This window comes from Achromobacter spanius (assembly GCF_029637605.1).
GTDB lineage: Bacteria > Pseudomonadota > Gammaproteobacteria > Burkholderiales > Burkholderiaceae_B > Achromobacter > Achromobacter spanius_E.
The window spans coordinates 4,406,189-4,424,613 of record NZ_CP121261.1; the positions used below are offsets into that span (position 1 = coordinate 4,406,189).

Here is an 18,425-nt window from a genome sequence, read left to right on the forward strand (position 1 = left end):
ATGCAAACAGTTGGACGCGGATCAGATGATCTCGAAATAGCGCGCCAGCTCCCAGTCGGTGACATGGCGCCGGAACTGCCGCTCTTCCCATTCCCGGGTTGCAGCAAAGTGTTCGACAAAGGCGTCGCCAAACAGGCGGCGCGCGGCCTCGGATTCGCGCAGGCGTTGCGCGGCTTCCCAAAGCGTGGTGGGCAAGCGCAAATGCGCGGGGAACTGCTGCGTGTAGGCGTTGCCCTGCACCATCGGTTCCGGCACCAAACCCAACTGAATGCCGTACAGCCCGGACGCCAAGGCGGCGGAAAGCGCCAGATACGGATTGGCATCAGCCGAACCGATGCGCACTTCCACACGCTGTGACTTGTCGCTGCCGGGGATGAGGCGCAACGCGGTGGTGCGGTTCTCCATGCCCCATGTCGCGTCCAGCGGCGCCCAATACCCCGGCACCAGCCGCGAATAACTGTTGATGGTTTGCGCGTACAGCGCCATGAACTCCGGCAGATAGCGCTGCACACCCGCCATGAACGACACCTGCACCGCGCTCATGCCATGCGGCTGCGATTCATCGTAGAAGGCCGAGCGGCCACTTTTCGTGTCGCGCAAGGACAGATGAATGTGGCCGCTTTGGCCGGGATGGTCGTGCGACCACTTGGCCATGAACGTCGCCATCAAGCCGTTCTGTTGGGCCAGCGCCTTGGTGAAGGTCTTGAACAGGAAAGCTTTGTCGCCAGCGGCCGCGGCCTTGTCCACCGCAATGGCCGCTTCCAACACCCCCGGCCCGGTTTCCGTGTGCAGGCCTTCGATGGGCATGTCCATGCGTTCGCACATGTCCAGAAGCTTGCGATAGAAGTCGCCTTCGACCGTGCTGCGCAGCATGGAATAGCCGAAGTTGCCCGGCGTCCAGTTCTCCATGTTGCGATAGTGCTTCGCGCGCACGGAGTGCGGCGTTTCACGGAACATGAAGAACTCATATTCCAGCGCGGCGTAGACGTCGTAGCCCATGCCCTCGGCAAGGTCCAGGGTACGTTGCAGCAAGCGGCGCGGGCAGATGGCGGCAGCATCGCCTTCGAACTCGGCCAGGAACAACAGCATGTCTTCGCCCCCCGGCCCTTGCTCCAGCGGCAGTCGGCGGCCGGTGTGGGGCAGGATGCGCAGTTGGGCGTCGGGATAGGCCGTGTGCCAACCGGTGTACTTGGTGTTGTCGTAGAGTTGGTCGTCCAGGTCCCAACCTAACACCACGTCGCAAAACGCCAGGCCCGAGCGCAACGCCCCCAGGAACTTGTCGCGCCGCAGGTACTTGCCCAGCATGACGCCGTCGACGTCGGACAAGCCCACCTTGATATGCGAAAGCGAACTGGCTTGCACCAGACGTTCCGCGTCTTCCACCGTTGCTACCCCTAGTGAATGCATGCTCGTTCACCTTGTGGCTAAAGCCTTGCGTTGGGCTGCGGGCAAACGCCGGGGCGTCCCTTGCCGGACAAGGGAATATCGCGTGGCGTGCTCTCAGGGTTTCTCCGAGTCTAGACACCTTGCGGTGAATTTGCAGCCTTGGGCATGCAGTAGTTTCCCTAGGTAGATCGCAAGCGATTCCCGCAGCGCATGGCCAACGCAGCAAGCAAAACAGGCAGCACATGGCCGCCTGTCGCTGACACCGCAAGCAAGTCTTAGTCCAGCGACACTCCCGCCGTCTTCACCATGTCGGCCCAGTACACCGTGTCTTCCTGCAGGCGCGTCTTGAACGCATCAGGCTGGCTGCCCACCGGCCAACTGCCACCGCTGTTGATTTTTGCAATCACCTTGGGCGACTTCATGGCCTGGCTCACTGCTTGCGCCAGATAGGCGACACGCTCGGGCGGCGTGCCCGCGGGCGCGAACAGGCCGTACCAATCGTCAGCCGTGATGCCGTCCAGGCCGCTTTGCTTCAGCGTGGGTGCGCCCTTGAAAATGCCGACACTGTTCTCATGGCTCAATGCCAGAATGCGCAGCTTGCCGGCGGCCACCATGGGTTCGGCCGAGGCCGGCGAGGTAATCAGCATGTCAACCGTGCCGCCCATCAGGTCGGTGATGGCCGGCGCCGCGCCGCGGTACGGCACATGCACCAGGGTCACGCCTGCTTTCTTGGACACCAGCGCCCCCATCAGATGGCTCATGGTGCCGTTGCCCGGCGTGGCGTAGGTGATGATGCCCGGTTGCTTGCGCGCGGCCTCCAGGTAGTCGGCCATGGTCTTGTACGGACTCTCGGTGCGCGCCACCAGCACAAGCGGCGCGGACGTGATCTGCGAGATCGGCATGAAATCCTTGACGGGATCAAAGCCCACGTTCTTGTACAGGCGCGGATTGACGGCCATGACGCTCGTCTGCGACATCACCAAGGTGTAGCCGTCGGGCTTGGCGCGCGAGACCTGCGCCGTGCCCACATTGCCCCCCGCGCCAGAACGGTTTTCCACGACGACGCTTTGGCCTGTGATGGCGCCCAATTCTTGCGCGATCAGGCGGGACACATTGTCGTTGCCGCCCCCAGGCGGAAACGGCGAAACCACCGTAATGGCCTGCTTCGGATAGTCGGCCGGCGCCTGCAGGGTCTGGGCTTGGGCCTGGACGCTCGCGCCCCCCATCACGGCGGCAACGGCCAACGCGGCGGCGCCGCAAGTGTGCAATGCGTGGTGCTTCATCTGGATTTCCCCTTGTCGTGAAGGCCGGATCCCCGGCCATCCTTTGCATTCCGGTTCGCCATGAACCGTCCGCACCCCGTCGGCACCTGCCGCCGGAGCGTATTAATCGGGTGATGCATCTGGTGTGCCGCGTAGTCTCTGTGGACCGTTGCGGCGTCGGCGCAATGTGGTGCGTTGTGGCGCTATTCGGCGTGCCGTGGCGCGTTCGCGTCAGCTCGCCGGGAAGCGGTACGTTGCCAACTCGCGTTCATCAATCTGCTTGACCAGGTTGGTCTCCCACGCCAGATACTGGCGCGCCGCAGCCTTGTTGCCGTCGTGGCGGTCATGCACGAAGAACAGGTAGTCGATGCACGCTTCGTCCGAGGGCACGGTGGGCGTGGCTTCAAGCGCGATGCCCGCCGCCGACCAACTTGCTGGCGTGCCGGTGTTGACCTTGATGTCCCGCACACCCAAGACACGCAGGTCCTCGGCGGCCCATGCGGCCAGGTCGGCGTCATCGGCCAGCAAGACGACGGGACGCGCCAGGTCCAGATTCAGGTGGTCCAGACGCGGGCGTATGGACCACTGTGCGCCGGCGATATGCCCGGCGCGATATCGCATGCCGGCGCGGATATCGACAGCCTGCGCTCCCTGCGACAAGCCTGCCGCCAGCGCCGCGTCGGTCAAGACGGAGAGGTGCGGCGTCCGCGGCTTCGGCGCCTCATGCGACAAGGCGGCATGAACGCCCTCTTCCAGCACGCTGGCGTCCCACCCCATCTGCCGCAGCCAGCTTGCCACGACCGGCGCGCGCACACCTTCGGCGTCAAACACCACGATGCGCGCGCCACGCACGGCCAGGTACTGGTCGGTGGCCTGCACCAGTTGTCCACCGGGCGTGTGTTGCGCCCCCGGCAAGGAGCCTTGCGCGAATTCTTCGGCGCTGCGCACGTCGCACAGGAACGTCGTGCGGGTGGGGTCGAGCAACCACGCCTGCACCGTGGGGGCGTCCACCACCGGCACATCATGGCGCTTGGCCAGTTGTGCGGATCGTGCAGCCAGCTCGGGCAACGCTTCCGGCGACACGCCATCGTCGTAGCGGCGGCGCGCACCGTGTTCCAGTTGCAGGTCTTCCAGATACCAGCCCTGCGTGCCGTTCTCCAGCGCGTAGACGGGGTTGGGCACCCCCAGGTTGATCAGCGTCTGGGCGCCGATGATGCTGCGAGTGCGGCCCGCGCAGTTGATGACGATGGTTGTGTTCGGATCCTTGACCAGCGTGTGCGCGCGCAGCGCCAACTCACCGTTCGGGCAGCAGATGCCGCCAGGGATGCTCATTTTCTGGTATTCGGCGTAAGGCCTGCCGTCCAGCACAATCAGATCGTCGCCACGCCGTTGGCGCTCTGCCAGTTCGCGGGCGCCGATGCGGGGGGTGTGGAAAACTTCTTCGGCCAATTCGCCGAAGGTTTTGCTGGGCACGTTCACACCGGCGAAAGCGGCGTAGCCGTCGCGCTGCCATTGGGCAATGCCGCCCGCCAGGCGGTGCACGTTGCCGTAGCCAAGCCGGGCCAAGGCGCGGGCGGCGCGTTCCGCTGTACTGTCGTCGCCGCCATTGTCGTAGACCACCACGCGCACGTCGGGGCGCGGGGCCAGACGCACGATGTCCACCTCCAGCCGGCTATATGGAACGGGTGCCGCGAAAAACAGATGAGACTCGCCGTACTGCCCGTGTTCGCGCACATCCAGCAAGGCAATCTCGCGGCCATCGTGCAGCCACTGCTTGAGCGTGTGAGGATCAACAGCTGCGATGGAAGGGACGGTAGTGGGATGCGTCATGGAATTCAAAGGGATCCGGGTAGATAAGTTCAGAACTGACAGGCCTTGGTCCAAATCATCGATCAGGTCTTGGGGGTCTTCCAGGCCGATATGCAGGCGCAGCATCACACCGCGCGGCGTCGGATCCGGCAGCGCGCGGGATGCAAGCTGCACCGGGATCACAAGACTTTCAAAGCCGCCCCACGACGCGCCGATGCCGAACAGGCGCAAGCTGTCGATCAGCCGTTCGGCGTCCTTGGCGCTGTAAGCGCCATCCAGTTCCACCGTCAGCAGACCATTGGCGCCGTTGCAGTCGCGCAGCCACACCGCGTGCGACGGGTCGCCAGGCAAGGCGGGGCACAGCACGCGAGCCACTTCGGGACGTCCCTGCAAAAAGTGCGCGACCTGCATTGCGTTCTTTTCGTGCTGCGCCATGCGCAGGGGCAGCGAGCGCATCCCGCGCAACACCAGGAAAGCGTCGTCGGCGCCTACGGTCTGGCCGAAGTCAATGGTGGCACGCTCAAGCGGGCGCCAGGCGTGCGCATTGACCACGACGGCGCCCATCATCACGTCGGCATGTCCACCGAGATACTTGGTGGCGGCCAGGATGGAAATATCAGCGCCTAGCGTGAGCGGTTTGTATATCAAGCCCGACGCCCACGTGTTATCCACAGCCAGCCAGCATCCGTGTTTTTTCGCGGCTGTGGATAACTCGCAAAGGTCCGGCATCTCGTAAGTCAGCGAGCCCGGCGTTTCGGCGTAGATCATTCGCGTATTGGGCTGGATCAGGGCGTCGATGCCGCGACCGTCGGGGCGATAGAACGTATGTTCGATACCCAGCCGCGTCAGGTGCTCCGCGCAGAATCGGCGCACCGGCTCGTATACCGCGTCGGTGATCAGGACGTGATCGCCCGTGCGCAGGTACGCGAGCAATACCGTGGTGATCGCCGCTTGGCCGGTGGGATACAGCGCGGCGCGAAAGCCCTGTTCCAGTTCCACCAGGGCGTCTTCCAGCGCATGCGTGCTGTCGGTGCCGCGCGCGCCATAGGACGGCAGACGCTCTTGTTCGCGGCGCTCGCGCGTGTCACGCCAGGCAGCAACGCTGTCGAAAACATAGGTGCTGGCGCGCGTAACGGGGGTATTCACCCACCCTTGGTGGGGACGCCCCGCACGCAGCAATCGCGTCGCGGACTGGTAGGGCTTGTTCATGATCAGCGGCGGGTCTTCACGCCAATCGGCATGATCTTGCAGGTGCCGGCGTCCAGGTCGAAGCCCAGGCGTTCGTCCAGCGTTTCCAGTGCGCGGCCATACATGTGCAGATGGCGGATGACGCTGTCGCCCTGGATTTCAACGGCATGGATATCGTCGGGCATCAACGCGATGCCGGCGCCCGGCCCCACCACCACGGTGCCCGTCTTTTGCAGGCGGCCCACGCCCGGCACGGAGCCGTCGTCGAGGCGGTCGTAGACGTAGTTGTATTCAACGCCTTCCACGGCGGCGATACAGGCCCAGGTGGTGTGGTTGTGCGGCACGATCTTGTTGCCAGGGCGCATGACGTTCAAGTAGAGCGCGTAGCTTTTGTCGTCGTCTTCGGCAATCAGGTAGCGGGCTTGGCGTTCGCCCTCTTCGGGCGCCGCATAGCGATCGCCCGTCCACCAGTCGGTATGCGCGGCCAGCCTCACCAGCTCTTGCAACACTTCGTCGAGGCTGTCTCGGTTCAGCTCCTTATTTCCTACAGTTTTTTTAATATTTCCGATGGCGGCATCGATACCGGTCTGATGAGGATGTGCAGTGCTCACGATAGTTTTCCCTCTTGTTTCACGAGTTATTAGGCTTAATGTATCGCCGTGATGTCGCGCCAACAATTTAAATTGCCTTAACATTCCATTAGCATCGCTAATACTTTGGGCACATCATGCGCAACCTGGACCTGGACCTGCTTCGGACACTGACGGCTATCGCGCGGCACGACACATTCTCGGAAGCCGCCAACCGGCTGCACAAGACGCAGTCGGCCATTACGCAACAGATGCAGCGGCTGGAAGCCAGTATCGGTTTGCCGCTATTCGAGAAGCAGGGGCGCAACAAAGTGCTGTCGTCGCATGGGCGCCGGCTGGTGGAATATGCGCGCCATATGCTGGCCATCAACGACGAGGCACTGCGTGCCCTGCAGGACGGCCCGCTGGAAGGAGATTTGCGCCTGGGCGCGCCGTTGGACGTGGCCGACACCATATTGCCGACGCTCTTGACGCACATCGCGCGTTCAGCCCCCCGCGTGAAACTCGAGATTCGCGTGGACCGCAGCCCTTTCCTGATGGATGCTCTGCGCGCCGGCGAGCTTGACCTGACGATCTCCACCCGCTTTGACCAGGATTTCGAGGGGGTTGCGCTACGCACCTCGCCCACCGTCTGGTTGGCATCCGCGGACTATATGCATGACCCGCACACCCCCGTGCCGCTGGTGCTGGCGGACGAGCCCAGCATCTTTCGCCGCCTGGCGTTAAATGCGCTGGAGCAGGCGCGGGTGCGCTGGCACACCAACTACGTGGCGCCGAACCTGGTGGGGATCAAGGCTGCGTTGCGCGCCGGACTGGGCGTGACGGCGCGCAGCGTGGAACTGCTGGGGCCGGAAATGCGTGTGCTGGGGGACAAGGAAGGCTTGCCGCCCTTGCCGGACGTCACCTACTTCCTGTGGATAAGGCGCGATCTGATCAATCCGCTGACGCGCCAGGTCTATGACATGTTGCGCAGCAACCTGGGACTGGCGCAGCAGGGTGATGCAGCGGCCGGACCGCCCGGCGCTCAGTAGCGGTCGAAAATGGCCTGTACCGCATCCGTATCGCGCGTGACGGACAGGGCCAGCATCAGCAAGATGCGCGCCTTCTGCGGATTCAGGTCACGCGCTGCAATAAAGCCCAGGCCGCCGTCATCCAATTCGACGTCGCGCGCGACGAAGCCGCTGCCCGTGCGGCTGGAACGCACCACCGCCACGCCATTCGTGGCGGCGCGGCTCAAGGCGTCGATGGCGACATCAGTGGCGTTGCCGTCACCCACACCGGCCAATACGATGCCGTCGGCCGAGTCGGCCAGGAAGCCAATCACGTCCGCCTGCAGGTTCGCATGGGCATAGACGATATCCACGCGCGGCCAGCCGGCCGATTCCAACAATGCGAGTGAAAACTCGCTTTGTGTCGAGTGCGTGGTGGTGTTGCGGGAATAGAAACATGGCACGCCGCCATGCATGACGCCTGCGCGGCCACGGTTGGGCGATGCGAACGCGCACAGCCCTGCGCTGGCGATTTTCTGAATCTCGCGCGCGTAGTGCATATCTTCGTTCATCACGACAAGCGGGCCTCGGCCGCGCGCGTCGGGATGGCGGGCAAGCGCCACCGCGTTGTAGAGATTCGCGGGGCCTTCGGCGCCCAGGGCTGTCGCCGGCCGCATGGCCCCAACCAGCACGACGGGCTTGTCGTGCTGCACAACCAGGCTTAGAAAATACGCGGTTTCTTCAAGCGTATCGGTGCCGTGCGTAATGACGATGCCGGCCACCGAGGCGTCCTGACAAAGCGTGCTGACACGTGCCGCCAGCGCGCGCCAGACCTCATGCGTCATGTTCTGGCTGCCCACGTTGGCAACCTGTTCAGCGCGGATCTCGGCAATGCGGGCCAATTGGGGTACGGCGTCCAGCAAGTCGTTGACGGAGAACGAGCCCGCTTTGTATCCCGCTGACGTGGCATCTGCCTGGGCGCCCGCGATGGTGCCGCCGGTGGCCAGTACCGCAATCACCGGCAATGCGCGATCAGGCATCGACCACTCCGGACAGGCCTTGGCGTTCAAGCAGCGAATTCAGGTGTTCCCAGCCGTGAAAGTCGATGACGATCTGGCCCTTTTCCTTGGCGCCCACCTTCAGGGCGACGCGCGTGCCCAAATGGTCGGAAAGCGCCTCTTCCAAGCGCGTCAGATCGCGCGAGACCCCATTGGCCTTCTTGCGCGGTGACGTGGCCGACTCCGCTTCCTTGGCGGTCTTGGCAACCAGCTTTTCCGCTTCGCGCACCGACAGGCGGCGCGCGATGATCTGGTTGGCCAGCTGGATTTGCGTGGCCGCATCCACGGCCAGCAGCGCACGCGCATGGCCCATGTCCACATCGCCGGCCAGCAACATCGTCTGCACAGGCGCGGCCAGGTTCAAAAGACGCAGCAGGTTGCTGGTAGCCGACCGCGACCGGCCGATCGCTTGCGCAGCCTGCTCATGCGTCAGACCGAATTCGTCCAGCAGGCGGCGCACGCCGTGCGCTTCTTCCAGCGGGTTCAGGTCTTCGCGCTGGATATTTTCAATCAGCGCCATCACGGCCGCATTTTCGTCGGCCACTTCGCGCACCAGCACCGGCACTTCTTTCAGGCCGGCCAGTTGGGCCGCGCGAAAACGGCGTTCTCCCGCGATGATCTCGTAATGGCCCGGCGCGGTTTCACCCAGTGCGCGCACAAGAATGGGTTGCATGATGCCTTGCGTGCGAATTGATTCGGCCAACTCACCCAGTGCGCCCTCGTCCATGCGCGTGCGCGGCTGATACTTGCCTGCGCGCATCTTCGAGAGAAGCAAGGTGGATGGCGGACCCTCGGGCTTGGCCGCGACGGCCTTGCCGATGTTGTCGATCGCAGGCGCATCCGCGCCCAGCAAGGCGTCCAGTCCGCGACCCAATCCCTTGGGTTTCTTGGTGGCCATAGTTAAATCCTCTTTCCTTCTGTTTTTGTATCCCGAGACAAAGCTCAGGCGCCCGGCTGCTCGGCAGGCAGCCGGTACCAATACGCGTAACAGTCTTTGAAACCGTAGCGGCCATACAAGGCACGCGCGGCTGTATTTTCCGGTTCGACCTGCAAATATGCCGTCTTGGCGCCGCCAGCGGCGCCCTCGCTCAATAGATATCGCACCAGGGCATCGGCATAGCCTTTACGCCGTTGGTCTGGGTCAGTGACGATGTCGAACAGGCCCAGCAGTTCATCGTCGCGGACGGCCAGGCCCGCGGCAACGCACTGCCCCGCCGCGTCGAAAGCCAGCACCGGCTGCTTATCCACAGCCAACCCTTGCAGACGCGCTTGATGCTCACCGATGTGCTCGAACGCCGAACCGCGCATGGCACCGACCGATTGCGCGAAGCGATCGGTATCGACCTTCCTGAAGGACAGGCCGCCCCGGACGCTGAGCGTGGGGGCGAGCGACATGCTCATGACTCGGGTCTCACCGGTGAAGGTATAACCACGGGCCTCCAGTTCGGCATCCAGGGAAAAATCGGGGCCGATGGAGGTGATGCGCAGCACCATGGGCAAACCATGGCGCGCATACAACGAAGAACAATACGCCAGCCGCTCGTCCAGCGGACGTGTGGATAACCCCAGCACATTCACACTGCGCGCGCGCTTGGCCGACGAATGCGCAAAGCGCACAAGCCAGCCATCATAGAGCACCTGTGCATTGACGGCCGTCGCGTTCAGCGCCGCTTCTTCCAGGCGCACGCGCAGGCGATCCCGCTCGTCCATGGACGGCGTATAAAAGGCCTGTGGCGCGGTGGGAGCAAGAAGCGTGGCTGCGGACATGAGTACGGCTTACTGGAAATCTTTCCTGACACGCTCGATCATTTCAGCGCCAAATGAAATATAGGCTTGCGCGCCGCGTGACGCGCGGTCATAGACAACGCCCGGCATGCCGTAACTGGGTGCTTCGGCCAAGCGCACGTTGCGCGGCACCACGGTCTTGAAGACCTTGTCGCCGAAGTGCGCTTCCAGTTGCGCGGATACTTGCTGTTGCAAGGTCATGCGCGGGTCGAACATCACACGCAGCAATCCGATGACACGCAGGTCGTCGTTGATGTTGCGATGCACGCGCTTGATGGTGTTGACCAGATCGGACAGGCCTTCCAGCGCGAAGTACTCACACTGCATCGGAATGATCACGCCATGGGCAGCAGCCAAGCCGTTGAGTGTCAGCAGCGACAGTGTCGGCGGGCAATCAATCAACACAAAATCGTACTGGCCGGAGACGGTGTCGATCGCCCGCTTCAACTGGCGCTCGCGTTCTTCCATCTGCACCAGGTCAATCTCGGCGCCAGAGAGTTCGCGGTTGGCAGGCAAGACATCGTAGCCACCGGACTCCGACTTCACACGGGCCTGCTCGATGGTAGCCTCGCCAATCAGCACTTGGTACAGATTCGATTCCAGTGCATTCTTGTCGATACCGCTGCCCATCGTGGCGTTGCCCTGCGGGTCCAGGTCCACCAGCAACACGCGCTGATTATGCGTGGCAAGGCCCGCCGCCAAATTGATGGCGGTGGTCGTCTTGCCCACACCGCCCTTTTGGTTGGCAATGCAGAAGACGCGGGCGTTTGTGCTGGGGGGTAAATTCTTCATAGGGTTCCTTGACTACGTCCTTCGCTGCGTTCTTCAGTGCGGCCTTCATTGCGGCGCATCCAGATCAGACAGCGTTCTGCTTGCAACTCCGGCACGCGAAGCGGCTGGATGTGGTCGACCTGCCATTCCCCGCGCGCATGCAACGCCTGAATTTCCTCTTCGGGGACCTTGCCCTTCATCGCGACGAGGGTACCATCGTTGCGCACGTGGCGACCCGCGAGCTGCGCAAAATCATCCAGGGAAGCGAAGGCTCGCGAGGTGACAATGTTGCATTCGGCCGGATCCAGCGTTTCGATACGCGCATGGCGCGCGTGCAGGTTCGGCAAGCTCAACGCGCCGCTCATCTGGCGCACGAATGCGGTCTTCTTTTCGACGGCGTCGATGCACGTCACGGACCATGCGGGTTGCATGATCGCCAGAACAACGCCAGGCAGGCCGCCGCCCGATCCCACGTCGAAGATCTTGGCCGATGCACCCGCGGCGCCCAGCGCTTCGCTGAACGGGGCGACGGCGGACAGGCTATCAAACAGATGCTGGATCAACATCTGCTGCGGGTCGCGAATCGCGGTGAGGTTGTACGTGCGATTCCAGCGCTGCATCTGCGCCAGGTAGTTCAGCAGCTTGACCTGGGCGGCAGCGTCAGCGTGCAGCCCCAGTTCCTCGCATGCACGAGAGAGACGGCCGGCCATGTCCGCGCCGGCCTGATGGGTAGTGGCGGTCATGCGGCTTGCTTGCGCGAGCCGTAGTGCAGGCGCTTCAGGTGGATAAGCAGCAACGAAATTGCAGCAGGCGTCACGCCAGAGATGCGCGCGGCTTGGCCGACGGTTTCCGGACGATGGGTCTTCAGCTTCTGCCGCACTTCAAACGACAGGCTAGTCACGGCGTCGTAGTCGACATCGGCTGGGATGGCTTGTTGTTCATGCGAGATCTGTTTCTGGACCTCGTCTTGCTGACGCGCGATGTACCCGGCGTACTTCACCTGGATCTCCACCTGTTCAGCCAGGATGTCGTCCGCGACCACGCCAGGACCTGCCAACAGAGAGCCTTCGGCGTTGCGCACGGCCATCAATGCTTCATAGGAAACATTCGGGCGCTTCAGCAGATCAGCTAGTGAGTACTCACGTTCAATCGCCTTGCCCAGCAAGGGCTCGGCAATTTCCACCGGCATGATGCGAGGATTCACCCACGACGATTTCAGGCGTTCGACTTCCGCCGCCACGGCGTCGCGCTTGCGGTTGAATGCATCCCAACGCGCGTCGTCCACGATACCCAATTGGCGGCCGATCTCGGTCAGGCGCAAATCCGCATTATCTTCGCGCAGGCTTAGCCGGTACTCGGCGCGCGAGGTGAACATGCGATAGGGCTCGGTCACGCCACGTGTAACCAGGTCGTCTACCAGTACACCCAGATAGGCTTCGTCGCGGCGCGGCGTCCATTGGTCGCGGCCCAGGGAAAGCAACGCTGCGTTCACACCCGCCAACAGTCCTTGGGCCGCAGCTTCTTCGTAGCCCGTCGTGCCGTTGATCTGACCGGCGAAGAAAAGCCCGCCGATCGCCTTGGTCTCAAGCGTGCTCTTCAATCCACGTGGATCAAAGTAGTCGTACTCGATGGCATAGCCGGGGCGCATGATGTGCGCATTTTCCAGGCCACGCAGCGAATGGATCAGATCAAGCTGGACATCGAACGGCAAGCTGGTCGACACGCCGTTCGGATAGACCTCGTGCGTATCCAGCCCTTCCGGCTCCAGGAAAACCTGGTGCGATTCCTTGTCCGCAAAGCGGTGGATCTTGTCTTCGATCGACGGGCAATATCGGGGGCCCACGCCTTCGATCACACCGCTGTACATCGGCGACCGGTCCAACCCGCCGCGAATGATGTCATGGGTACGGGCGTTTGTGTGGGTGATCCAGCACGGCAACTGCCGGGGGTGCATGGCCACATTGCCCATGTACGAGAACACGGGGATAGGATCCAGGTCGCCCGGTTGCTCTTCCAAGATGCTGTAGTTGATGGAGCGCCCATCAATACGCGGCGGCGTGCCGGTCTTCAGGCGCCCTTGGGGAAGCTTGAGTTCCTTCAAGCGCTGGCCCAATGAAATAGCCGGCGGATCTCCCGCGCGTCCGCCCGAATAGTTCTGCAAGCCCACGTGAATCAGGCCGTTCAAGAAGGTACCCGCAGTCAGGACAACCGTCTTGGCTCGGAACTTCAAGCCAACTTGCGTCACGGCACCTACTACCCGGTCCCCTTCCACCATCAGGTCTTCCACGGCCTGCTGGAACAGCCATAGGTTGGCTTGGTTCTCCAGCCGGCCCCGGATCGCTTGGCGATACAGCACCCGATCAGCTTGGGCGCGAGTCGCACGTACGGCCGGCCCCTTTGACCCGTTAAGAATGCGGAACTGAATACCCGCCTCGTCCGTAGCCAAAGCCATCGCGCCACCCAGGGCGTCGACTTCTTTGACCAGGTGGCCCTTGCCAATCCCTCCAATGGAGGGGTTGCAAGACATTTGGCCTAGGGTTTCGATGTTGTGCGTCAGCAGCAGCGTCCGGGCGCCGGCGCGCGCGGCAGCCAGTGCTGCTTCAGTGCCGGCGTGGCCGCCACCGACAACGATGACATCGAATTCGCGGGGATAGTCCATGATGGGGAGGATAGATAAGAAGGCGTTCGGTGCTCATTATAGAGGCAGGGATTGTATGTTTCACGTGAAACGTTCCGGACCCTGTGGACATGCCGCCATGGTCTGGGAAGCCGTAGGTAAATGGCAACGCCCCGCTAGAGCGGGAGCGAAATATGTCTGCATCTGCCGATGTCTTGAAGGTTTGTTCCACGTGAAACATCAACCGCAGCCTGCCGCGCGGACTATAGGTTAGACATGATCAACGTATGTTTCACGTGGAACATTCACTCTCTCAACACGGGTCAGCGTGTTTCACGTGAAACATAGCGCCCATGTTCGCATCCGGTAAGTCGGTCTGTAATGGGGCCACCATTGCATGTTTCACGTGGAACATCATCGCTGGCAGCGAGCGTTGAATCACTATCTCTGAAACTCTTAGGCATCCTAAATCGCAGTGTCGAAGAAGAATATCTATGTTTCACGTGAAACGCTCGATAGTAAGGAACGCACCGCGAGAGCGATCAGGATGAGAATATCTGTCCCCTTTCAACAAAAAGCCGGTTCAGAACACAGAAACGATGAAGCTCGCTGCGCACATCATGATTGGAAAAAAAGGCATTTTTTTACCCCTACCCTACCCCTTACCCAAAACAGACCTCAATTTCTAGAGTTTCACGTGAAACACGGTAAACGATGCCCGTACGGGGAACCGTCAACTTCACGTGCCAGGGATGTCTTTCAGGATTTGATGAGCCACCCAACTGCGGACCAACAAAATATCTGTAGTCTCGCCAACCCGATTCTGTTGATCCACGACAATGCAGACACTACTTATTCACAACTGTTCGTGGATATCTAGTGGGGCAATTTCTAGAACGCTGGCGTTTACGCAGCAAGCACTTATCAACAACGGATAGGCTAGAACGTCGGTCCGCGATTTCTCAAACTGCGCTGAATAACTTTGGGGATAACTTCTGAAATGCTGGCCCGGACGGGAGTCCGAAACGTGGGATCAGCCGTGCGTCCGCTCTTGGCGCATGGACCAGCACGCAGAGAAAGTTTCCCGTGCTTCTCATAGGAGAAAACACATTCTTAGGCAAAAAAAGGTGCCCAACTCCGTTGCGACAATCGCAACGACTCCGGCATACACCGACTCCATTTTTCACGTGGAGAACTTTGTGGATAAGATTAGAAAATCATCGCACTTAAGCTTCTCGAAACGACGCGGATGCCCAAATAGAATTGCCAATCAACACCGGGAACTCCGCAGCTTCGACACAGTCAAATTGCGACGAAATTCAGACCCAAAAATTGAGATCAGCGCTTATTCACACAGTGGCACCGCGCCACGCGTTTTTATCTCGCGTACTTCCCGCAGCGCGGGTCGCGATCTTTGACATCACAACTATCTTGCCCGGCAGCAAGCCAGCCCGCCATCATCCATATGGAGGAGGACATGGCTTCATGTGAAGGTTGTGGAAAAAGTGTGGGCAAGAATCCTGCACCAACCTGGGATACCTGTGCGGCCATGAATACAGCGCTTCGACGTTTGCGAAAACTCCACAAGCTTTCCTGCCGCCACATTGAAAACCCAAGATAAAGCCGCGCCCGGCATACCCTATCCCCATTTCTATCCACAGGCCAAGCGCCGCATTTTTAGGCCTTCAGCGGCAAATTCTGTGCATAACCAGGATGGGGATATCTTTGTGAACAACCACGAAGAGAAGCACAATGAACGGTATAAAACGCACAACGAAATGCGCTAAACGCCGGCTCACCGATCAGCCTTACCTCAATGGAATAAACCCTTAAACCCCCATTTTCACGGGGAAAACCTCAGGTTTCACAATAAGCACGCAGGTACAGGTAGCGCGCATGCCGGCGAAATGCCGCTCGCACCGACCTCAATGACGAAACCCATAAATCTGTGCAAAACCCTGTCTGAGCCAATGCCGCTGCTTCATTAATGAGCACATATTTCCTGATGCTCAAAAATAATTATCCACAGAGTTATCCAAGGCTGGAGGATATGTTAGTGAACACTAACAAAGGCACACGGAACGAGCCGGGCAAGCCTTCAGGCAGCGGCCTGCAACCGGCCCTCAAATGAAACAACGCCCCAGATCCGAGGATCTTGGGGCGTTGTAGCCAGGTTGAACCTGGCAGACGGGAAATTGGGATTTCCCGATTTAAAGCGGGCGAATTTCGGCCGCTTGAGGTCCTTTCGGACCATCCTTAACTTCGAATTCGACTTCCTGGCCTTCGTTCAGGCTGCGATAGCCGCGGCCCTGGATGGCGGAAAAGTGTGCGAAAACTTCGGTTCCGCCAACATCGGGGGTGATGAAGCCGTAACCCTTGTCGGCGTTGAACCACTTAACTTTGCCCTTCTGAGCCATTTTTTCTAGCGTCCTGTAATTAACTCGAAATGCAATGAATCAAGGACGCCGTGAGAACCGAACAACCGGTAGAAAACCCTGCGTTGCTGCTATGTTCCCGCTCGTCGTCAAGCAACAGAACGAGTCCGCGCTGCTTGAATCAACTGCGGAATCAGCATACTCATCCGGCATTGGCACCTCATATTGTTGTTTACCCCAATGTCGCATTTTTCAGACTCGGCCGAAGTACCGCCCTGCGGAATTAGGCTTGGCGGCGCGCCAGAAGCGCATAGATCGGACCCGTTACGATCACCACGAACACCATGCGCGTGACGTGAAACGCGGTCACCACGGGCACGCCTAGTTGAAGCACCTTGGCCGTGATGGCCATCTCGGCGATACCGCCCGGGGTCGTGCCCAGGATCAGCGTCGGTACGGGCGCCACCGACCAGTAAGACAGCAACGCGCCTAGCCCAAATGCCAGGCCCAACGAGGTCAAGGTAAAAACCGCCACGACCGAGATGAAGCGGGGCGCGGCGCGAAAGAAATCCGGACGGTAGCGGTCACCCAAGGACCAGCCGATAAGCAGTTGCCCCACCTTGGGCACGTAGTCCGGCAATGCCGACAATTCAAAGCTCCACGACGTCAACAACATGGCGATCAGCATCGGCCCCAATACCCAAGGATTCGGCAAGCGCAGCTTCATGAATGCCGTGCCACCCATACACGTCAGCACGACCAGCGCGGCCAGGCCAACGCCATCGACTGTCGTCGGACCCGGCACGGTCGGATCAAGGCCGGCTACGCCCCACCATTGAAAAATGAATGGCACCGTCACCACCACCAACAACACTCGCACGCTGTGAGCCGTCGCCACGCGGTCGATGCGTGCCCCATGGCGCTCCGCCAGGTTGGCCATTTCGCTGGCGCCACCGATGGCGGACGAAAACCAGGCGGTCTTGAGATCCGCGTCGGTGTAGCGGCGAAGCATCGCCGTTCCCATGAACGCAAGCCCTAGCGCAAACAGCATGCCGACGACGATGGGGCCTGCATTGCTGCCGATGTGGCCAATGACTTGCGGCGTGAAGTACAAGCCCAGCGACGTGCCAATCACCCATTGCCCACCATTGCGCGCCGGCCGCGGGCACACGGTGCCCACACCCGCGATCCGCGTGGCGGCGGTCACGAACAACGCGCCCAGCATCCACGGCAAAGGCAGGTGCATCCACACCGCCAACAGCGCACCGCCCAGCGCAAGCACCAATCCCCCAATTACCCTCAGCAACACGTTCTGACCCACCATTCCATCCACCTGCATCGCCCATGCGAAAACCGAATTATGAGTTAGTGGGATACTTACGAGAACTTACTCCGCCCATTGCGCACACCTTCGCGTTGACCATGATCCGATCCAAACTTCCCGACGTCGGCACCACCATCTTCACCGTCATGAGCCGCTTGGCCATCGAACACAAGGCCATCAACCTGGGCCAGGGCTTTCCTGACTTCGATCCCGACCCCGCGCTGTGTGCCTTGGTGACCCAAGCCATGGCCAACGGCCATAACCAGTATCCGTACATGCCTGGGGTCGCGCCCTTGCGCGAAGCCATCGCCGCCAAGACGCGCGAACTCTATGGCCACGCCTACGACCCGGAAACCGAGATCACGGTGACCAGCGGCGCCACCGAAGCCCTGATGGCCACGGTGCTGGCCGCCGTCAACAGCGGCGATGAAGTCGTCGTCATCGAACCCTGCTACGACTCCTACCTGCCCGCGATCCGGCTGGCGGGCGGCACGGCCGTGCCGGTGCCGCTACGCGCCCCCACGGAAGCCGACCCCTACTACCGCATCGACTGGCAGCGTGTGCGCGACGCCATCACGTCCAAGACGCGCTTGCTGATGTTGAACTTCCCGCATAACCCCACGGGTGCGGTGCTTGACGACAGCGACCTGGACGCGCTGGAAGCCATCGTGCGCGATACCGGTGTGCTGCTGGTGTCGGATGAGGTCTATGAGCACATCGTGTTTGATGGCAAGCCGCATGCCAGCGTGGCGCGCCGCCCGTTGCTGGCCGAGCACGCCTTCGTGATCTCGTCGTTCGGCAAGACTTATCACACCACCGGCTGGAAGATCGGCTACTGCTGCGCGCCACGGCAACTCAGCACCGAGCTGCGCAAGGTACACCAGTTCATGGTGTTCACGGTGCCCTCTCCGATGCAATTCGCGTTGGCCGAATTCATGCGCGATCCCAAGCCCTACCTGGATCTGCCGACGTTCTACCAAGCCAAGCGTGACCGCCTGTCGCAAGGCCTGGCCAACACGCGATTCCGCCCGCTACCGAGCCCAGGCACATTCTTCCTGCTGGCGGATTACAGCCAGATTTCCAAGCAGAATGAAGCCGACTTCGCGCGCGACCTGACGGTGAACCACGGCGTGACCGTGATCCCAGTTTCGGCCTTCTATCGCCAACCAGATGCTGCCGAATCCAACCACCATATCGTGCGCTTCTGCTTTGCAAAGAAGGATGCAACTCTGGATGCGGCGCTGGAAAGACTGGCGCAAGTTTGAGCCATT

Annotated in this window: 14 protein-coding genes and 1 pseudogene; 2 read left to right on the forward strand and 13 right to left on the reverse strand. The window is 61.2% G+C overall.

Annotated features, from left to right (window positions below):
* Positions 1-21 precede the first annotated feature (21 nt).
* The 5 genes and pseudogenes from P8T11_RS19715 to P8T11_RS19735 all read right to left on the reverse strand — a co-directional run bounded on the left by P8T11_RS19715 (position 22) and on the right by P8T11_RS19735 (position 6,256).
* A complete protein-coding gene (locus P8T11_RS19715) occupies positions 22-1,407 on the reverse strand; it encodes a glutamine synthetase family protein (RefSeq protein WP_268080447.1) in 1,386 nt (461 codons plus the stop codon).
* A 254-nt stretch (positions 1,408-1,661) separates the two neighbouring features.
* Positions 1,662-2,669 carry a Bug family tripartite tricarboxylate transporter substrate binding protein gene (locus P8T11_RS19720; RefSeq protein ID WP_268080446.1) on the reverse strand — a complete coding sequence of 336 codons (1,008 nt, stop codon included), beginning with the start codon at positions 2,667-2,669 and terminating at the stop codon, positions 1,662-1,664.
* A gap of 210 nt (positions 2,670-2,879) precedes the next feature.
* A complete protein-coding gene (locus P8T11_RS19725; protein ID WP_268082317.1) occupies positions 2,880-4,478 on the reverse strand; it encodes a rhodanese-like domain-containing protein in 1,599 nt (532 codons plus the stop codon).
* A gap of 48 nt (positions 4,479-4,526) precedes the next feature.
* Positions 4,527-5,666 (reverse strand): annotated as a pseudogene (metC, locus tag P8T11_RS19730) (cystathionine beta-lyase); the annotation flags it as partial.
* 2 nt (positions 5,667-5,668) lie between these two features.
* Complete coding sequence (locus P8T11_RS19735; RefSeq protein ID WP_268080445.1) at positions 5,669-6,256, reverse strand: cysteine dioxygenase family protein; 588 nt, start codon at positions 6,254-6,256, stop codon at positions 5,669-5,671.
* 116 nt (positions 6,257-6,372) lie between these two features.
* Here P8T11_RS19735 and P8T11_RS19740 point away from each other — a divergent pair, with 116 nt between their 5' ends.
* Complete coding sequence (locus P8T11_RS19740) at positions 6,373-7,266, forward strand: LysR substrate-binding domain-containing protein (RefSeq protein WP_268080443.1); 894 nt, start codon at positions 6,373-6,375, stop codon at positions 7,264-7,266.
* Here the strand turns inward: P8T11_RS19740 and P8T11_RS19745 are convergent.
* The 8 genes from P8T11_RS19745 to P8T11_RS19780 form a co-directional block, all read right to left on the reverse strand.
* Positions 7,260-8,264 carry an asparaginase gene (locus P8T11_RS19745; protein WP_268080442.1) on the reverse strand — a complete coding sequence of 335 codons (1,005 nt, stop codon included), beginning with the start codon at positions 8,262-8,264 and terminating at the stop codon, positions 7,260-7,262. The genes P8T11_RS19740 and P8T11_RS19745 overlap by 7 nt on opposite strands.
* Positions 8,257-9,180: a ParB/RepB/Spo0J family partition protein gene (locus P8T11_RS19750; protein ID WP_268080441.1), complete on the reverse strand. Its 924-nt coding sequence runs from the start codon at positions 9,178-9,180 to the stop codon at positions 8,257-8,259. Before P8T11_RS19750 ends, P8T11_RS19745 begins: the two co-directional genes overlap by 8 nt.
* A 44-nt stretch (positions 9,181-9,224) precedes the next feature.
* A complete protein-coding gene (locus P8T11_RS19755; RefSeq protein ID WP_268080440.1) occupies positions 9,225-10,049 on the reverse strand; it encodes a GNAT family N-acetyltransferase in 825 nt (274 codons plus the stop codon).
* A gap of 9 nt (positions 10,050-10,058) precedes the next feature.
* Positions 10,059-10,859: a ParA family protein gene (locus tag P8T11_RS19760; RefSeq protein ID WP_050447337.1), complete on the reverse strand. Its 801-nt coding sequence runs from the start codon at positions 10,857-10,859 to the stop codon at positions 10,059-10,061.
* Entirely contained in the window at positions 10,856-11,581 is a 726-nt protein-coding gene (gene rsmG / locus P8T11_RS19765; protein ID WP_268080439.1) for a 16S rRNA (guanine(527)-N(7))-methyltransferase RsmG, read from the reverse strand. The genes P8T11_RS19760 and rsmG overlap by 4 nt, the downstream gene beginning before the upstream one ends.
* The gene (gene mnmG, locus P8T11_RS19770; protein WP_268080438.1) at positions 11,578-13,497 is read right to left on the reverse strand and encodes a tRNA uridine-5-carboxymethylaminomethyl(34) synthesis enzyme MnmG; all 1,920 of its coding nucleotides are present in this window, start codon (positions 13,495-13,497) and stop codon (positions 11,578-11,580) included. Before mnmG ends, rsmG begins: the two co-directional genes overlap by 4 nt.
* A gap of 2,168 nt (positions 13,498-15,665) precedes the next feature.
* On the reverse strand, positions 15,666-15,872 hold the full coding sequence (locus tag P8T11_RS19775) for a cold-shock protein (protein ID WP_046806066.1): 207 nt from the start codon (positions 15,870-15,872) through the stop codon (positions 15,666-15,668).
* 241 nt (positions 15,873-16,113) lie between these two features.
* Positions 16,114-17,154: an AbrB family transcriptional regulator gene (locus tag P8T11_RS19780; RefSeq protein WP_268080437.1), complete on the reverse strand. Its 1,041-nt coding sequence runs from the start codon at positions 17,152-17,154 to the stop codon at positions 16,114-16,116.
* 98 nt (positions 17,155-17,252) lie between these two features.
* Between P8T11_RS19780 and P8T11_RS19785 the strand changes: the two genes are divergently transcribed.
* Positions 17,253-18,419: a pyridoxal phosphate-dependent aminotransferase gene (locus P8T11_RS19785; protein WP_268080436.1), complete on the forward strand. Its 1,167-nt coding sequence runs from the start codon at positions 17,253-17,255 to the stop codon at positions 18,417-18,419.
* The last annotated feature ends 6 nt before the right edge of the window (positions 18,420-18,425 follow it).

Bases quoted from the DNA above. Each gene is read 5' to 3' on its own strand.
- P8T11_RS19750 (WP_268080441.1), bottom strand. From the start codon at position 9,180: ATGGCCACCAAGAAACCCAAGGGATTGGGTCGCGGACTGGACGCCTTG.
- P8T11_RS19780 (WP_268080437.1), bottom strand. From the start codon at position 17,154: ATGGTGGGTCAGAACGTGTTGCTGAGGGTAATTGGGGGATTGGTGCTT.
- P8T11_RS19725 (WP_268082317.1), bottom strand. From the start codon at position 4,478: ATGACGCATCCCACTACCGTCCCTTCCATCGCAGCTGTTGATCCTCAC.
- P8T11_RS19740 (WP_268080443.1), top strand. From the start codon at position 6,373: ATGCGCAACCTGGACCTGGACCTGCTTCGGACACTGACGGCTATCGCG.
- P8T11_RS19755 (WP_268080440.1), bottom strand. From the start codon at position 10,049: ATGTCCGCAGCCACGCTTCTTGCTCCCACCGCGCCACAGGCCTTTTAT.
- P8T11_RS19745 (WP_268080442.1), bottom strand. From the start codon at position 8,264: ATGCCTGATCGCGCATTGCCGGTGATTGCGGTACTGGCCACCGGCGGC.
- mnmG (WP_268080438.1), bottom strand. From the start codon at position 13,497: ATGGACTATCCCCGCGAATTCGATGTCATCGTTGTCGGTGGCGGCCAC.
- P8T11_RS19720 (WP_268080446.1), bottom strand. From the start codon at position 2,669: ATGAAGCACCACGCATTGCACACTTGCGGCGCCGCCGCGTTGGCCGTT.
- rsmG (WP_268080439.1), bottom strand. From the start codon at position 11,581: ATGACCGCCACTACCCATCAGGCCGGCGCGGACATGGCCGGCCGTCTC.
- P8T11_RS19785 (WP_268080436.1), top strand. From the start codon at position 17,253: ATGATCCGATCCAAACTTCCCGACGTCGGCACCACCATCTTCACCGTC.
- P8T11_RS19775 (WP_046806066.1), bottom strand. From the start codon at position 15,872: ATGGCTCAGAAGGGCAAAGTTAAGTGGTTCAACGCCGACAAGGGTTAC.
- P8T11_RS19760 (WP_050447337.1), bottom strand. From the start codon at position 10,859: ATGAAGAATTTACCCCCCAGCACAAACGCCCGCGTCTTCTGCATTGCC.
- P8T11_RS19715 (WP_268080447.1), bottom strand. From the start codon at position 1,407: ATGCATTCACTAGGGGTAGCAACGGTGGAAGACGCGGAACGTCTGGTG.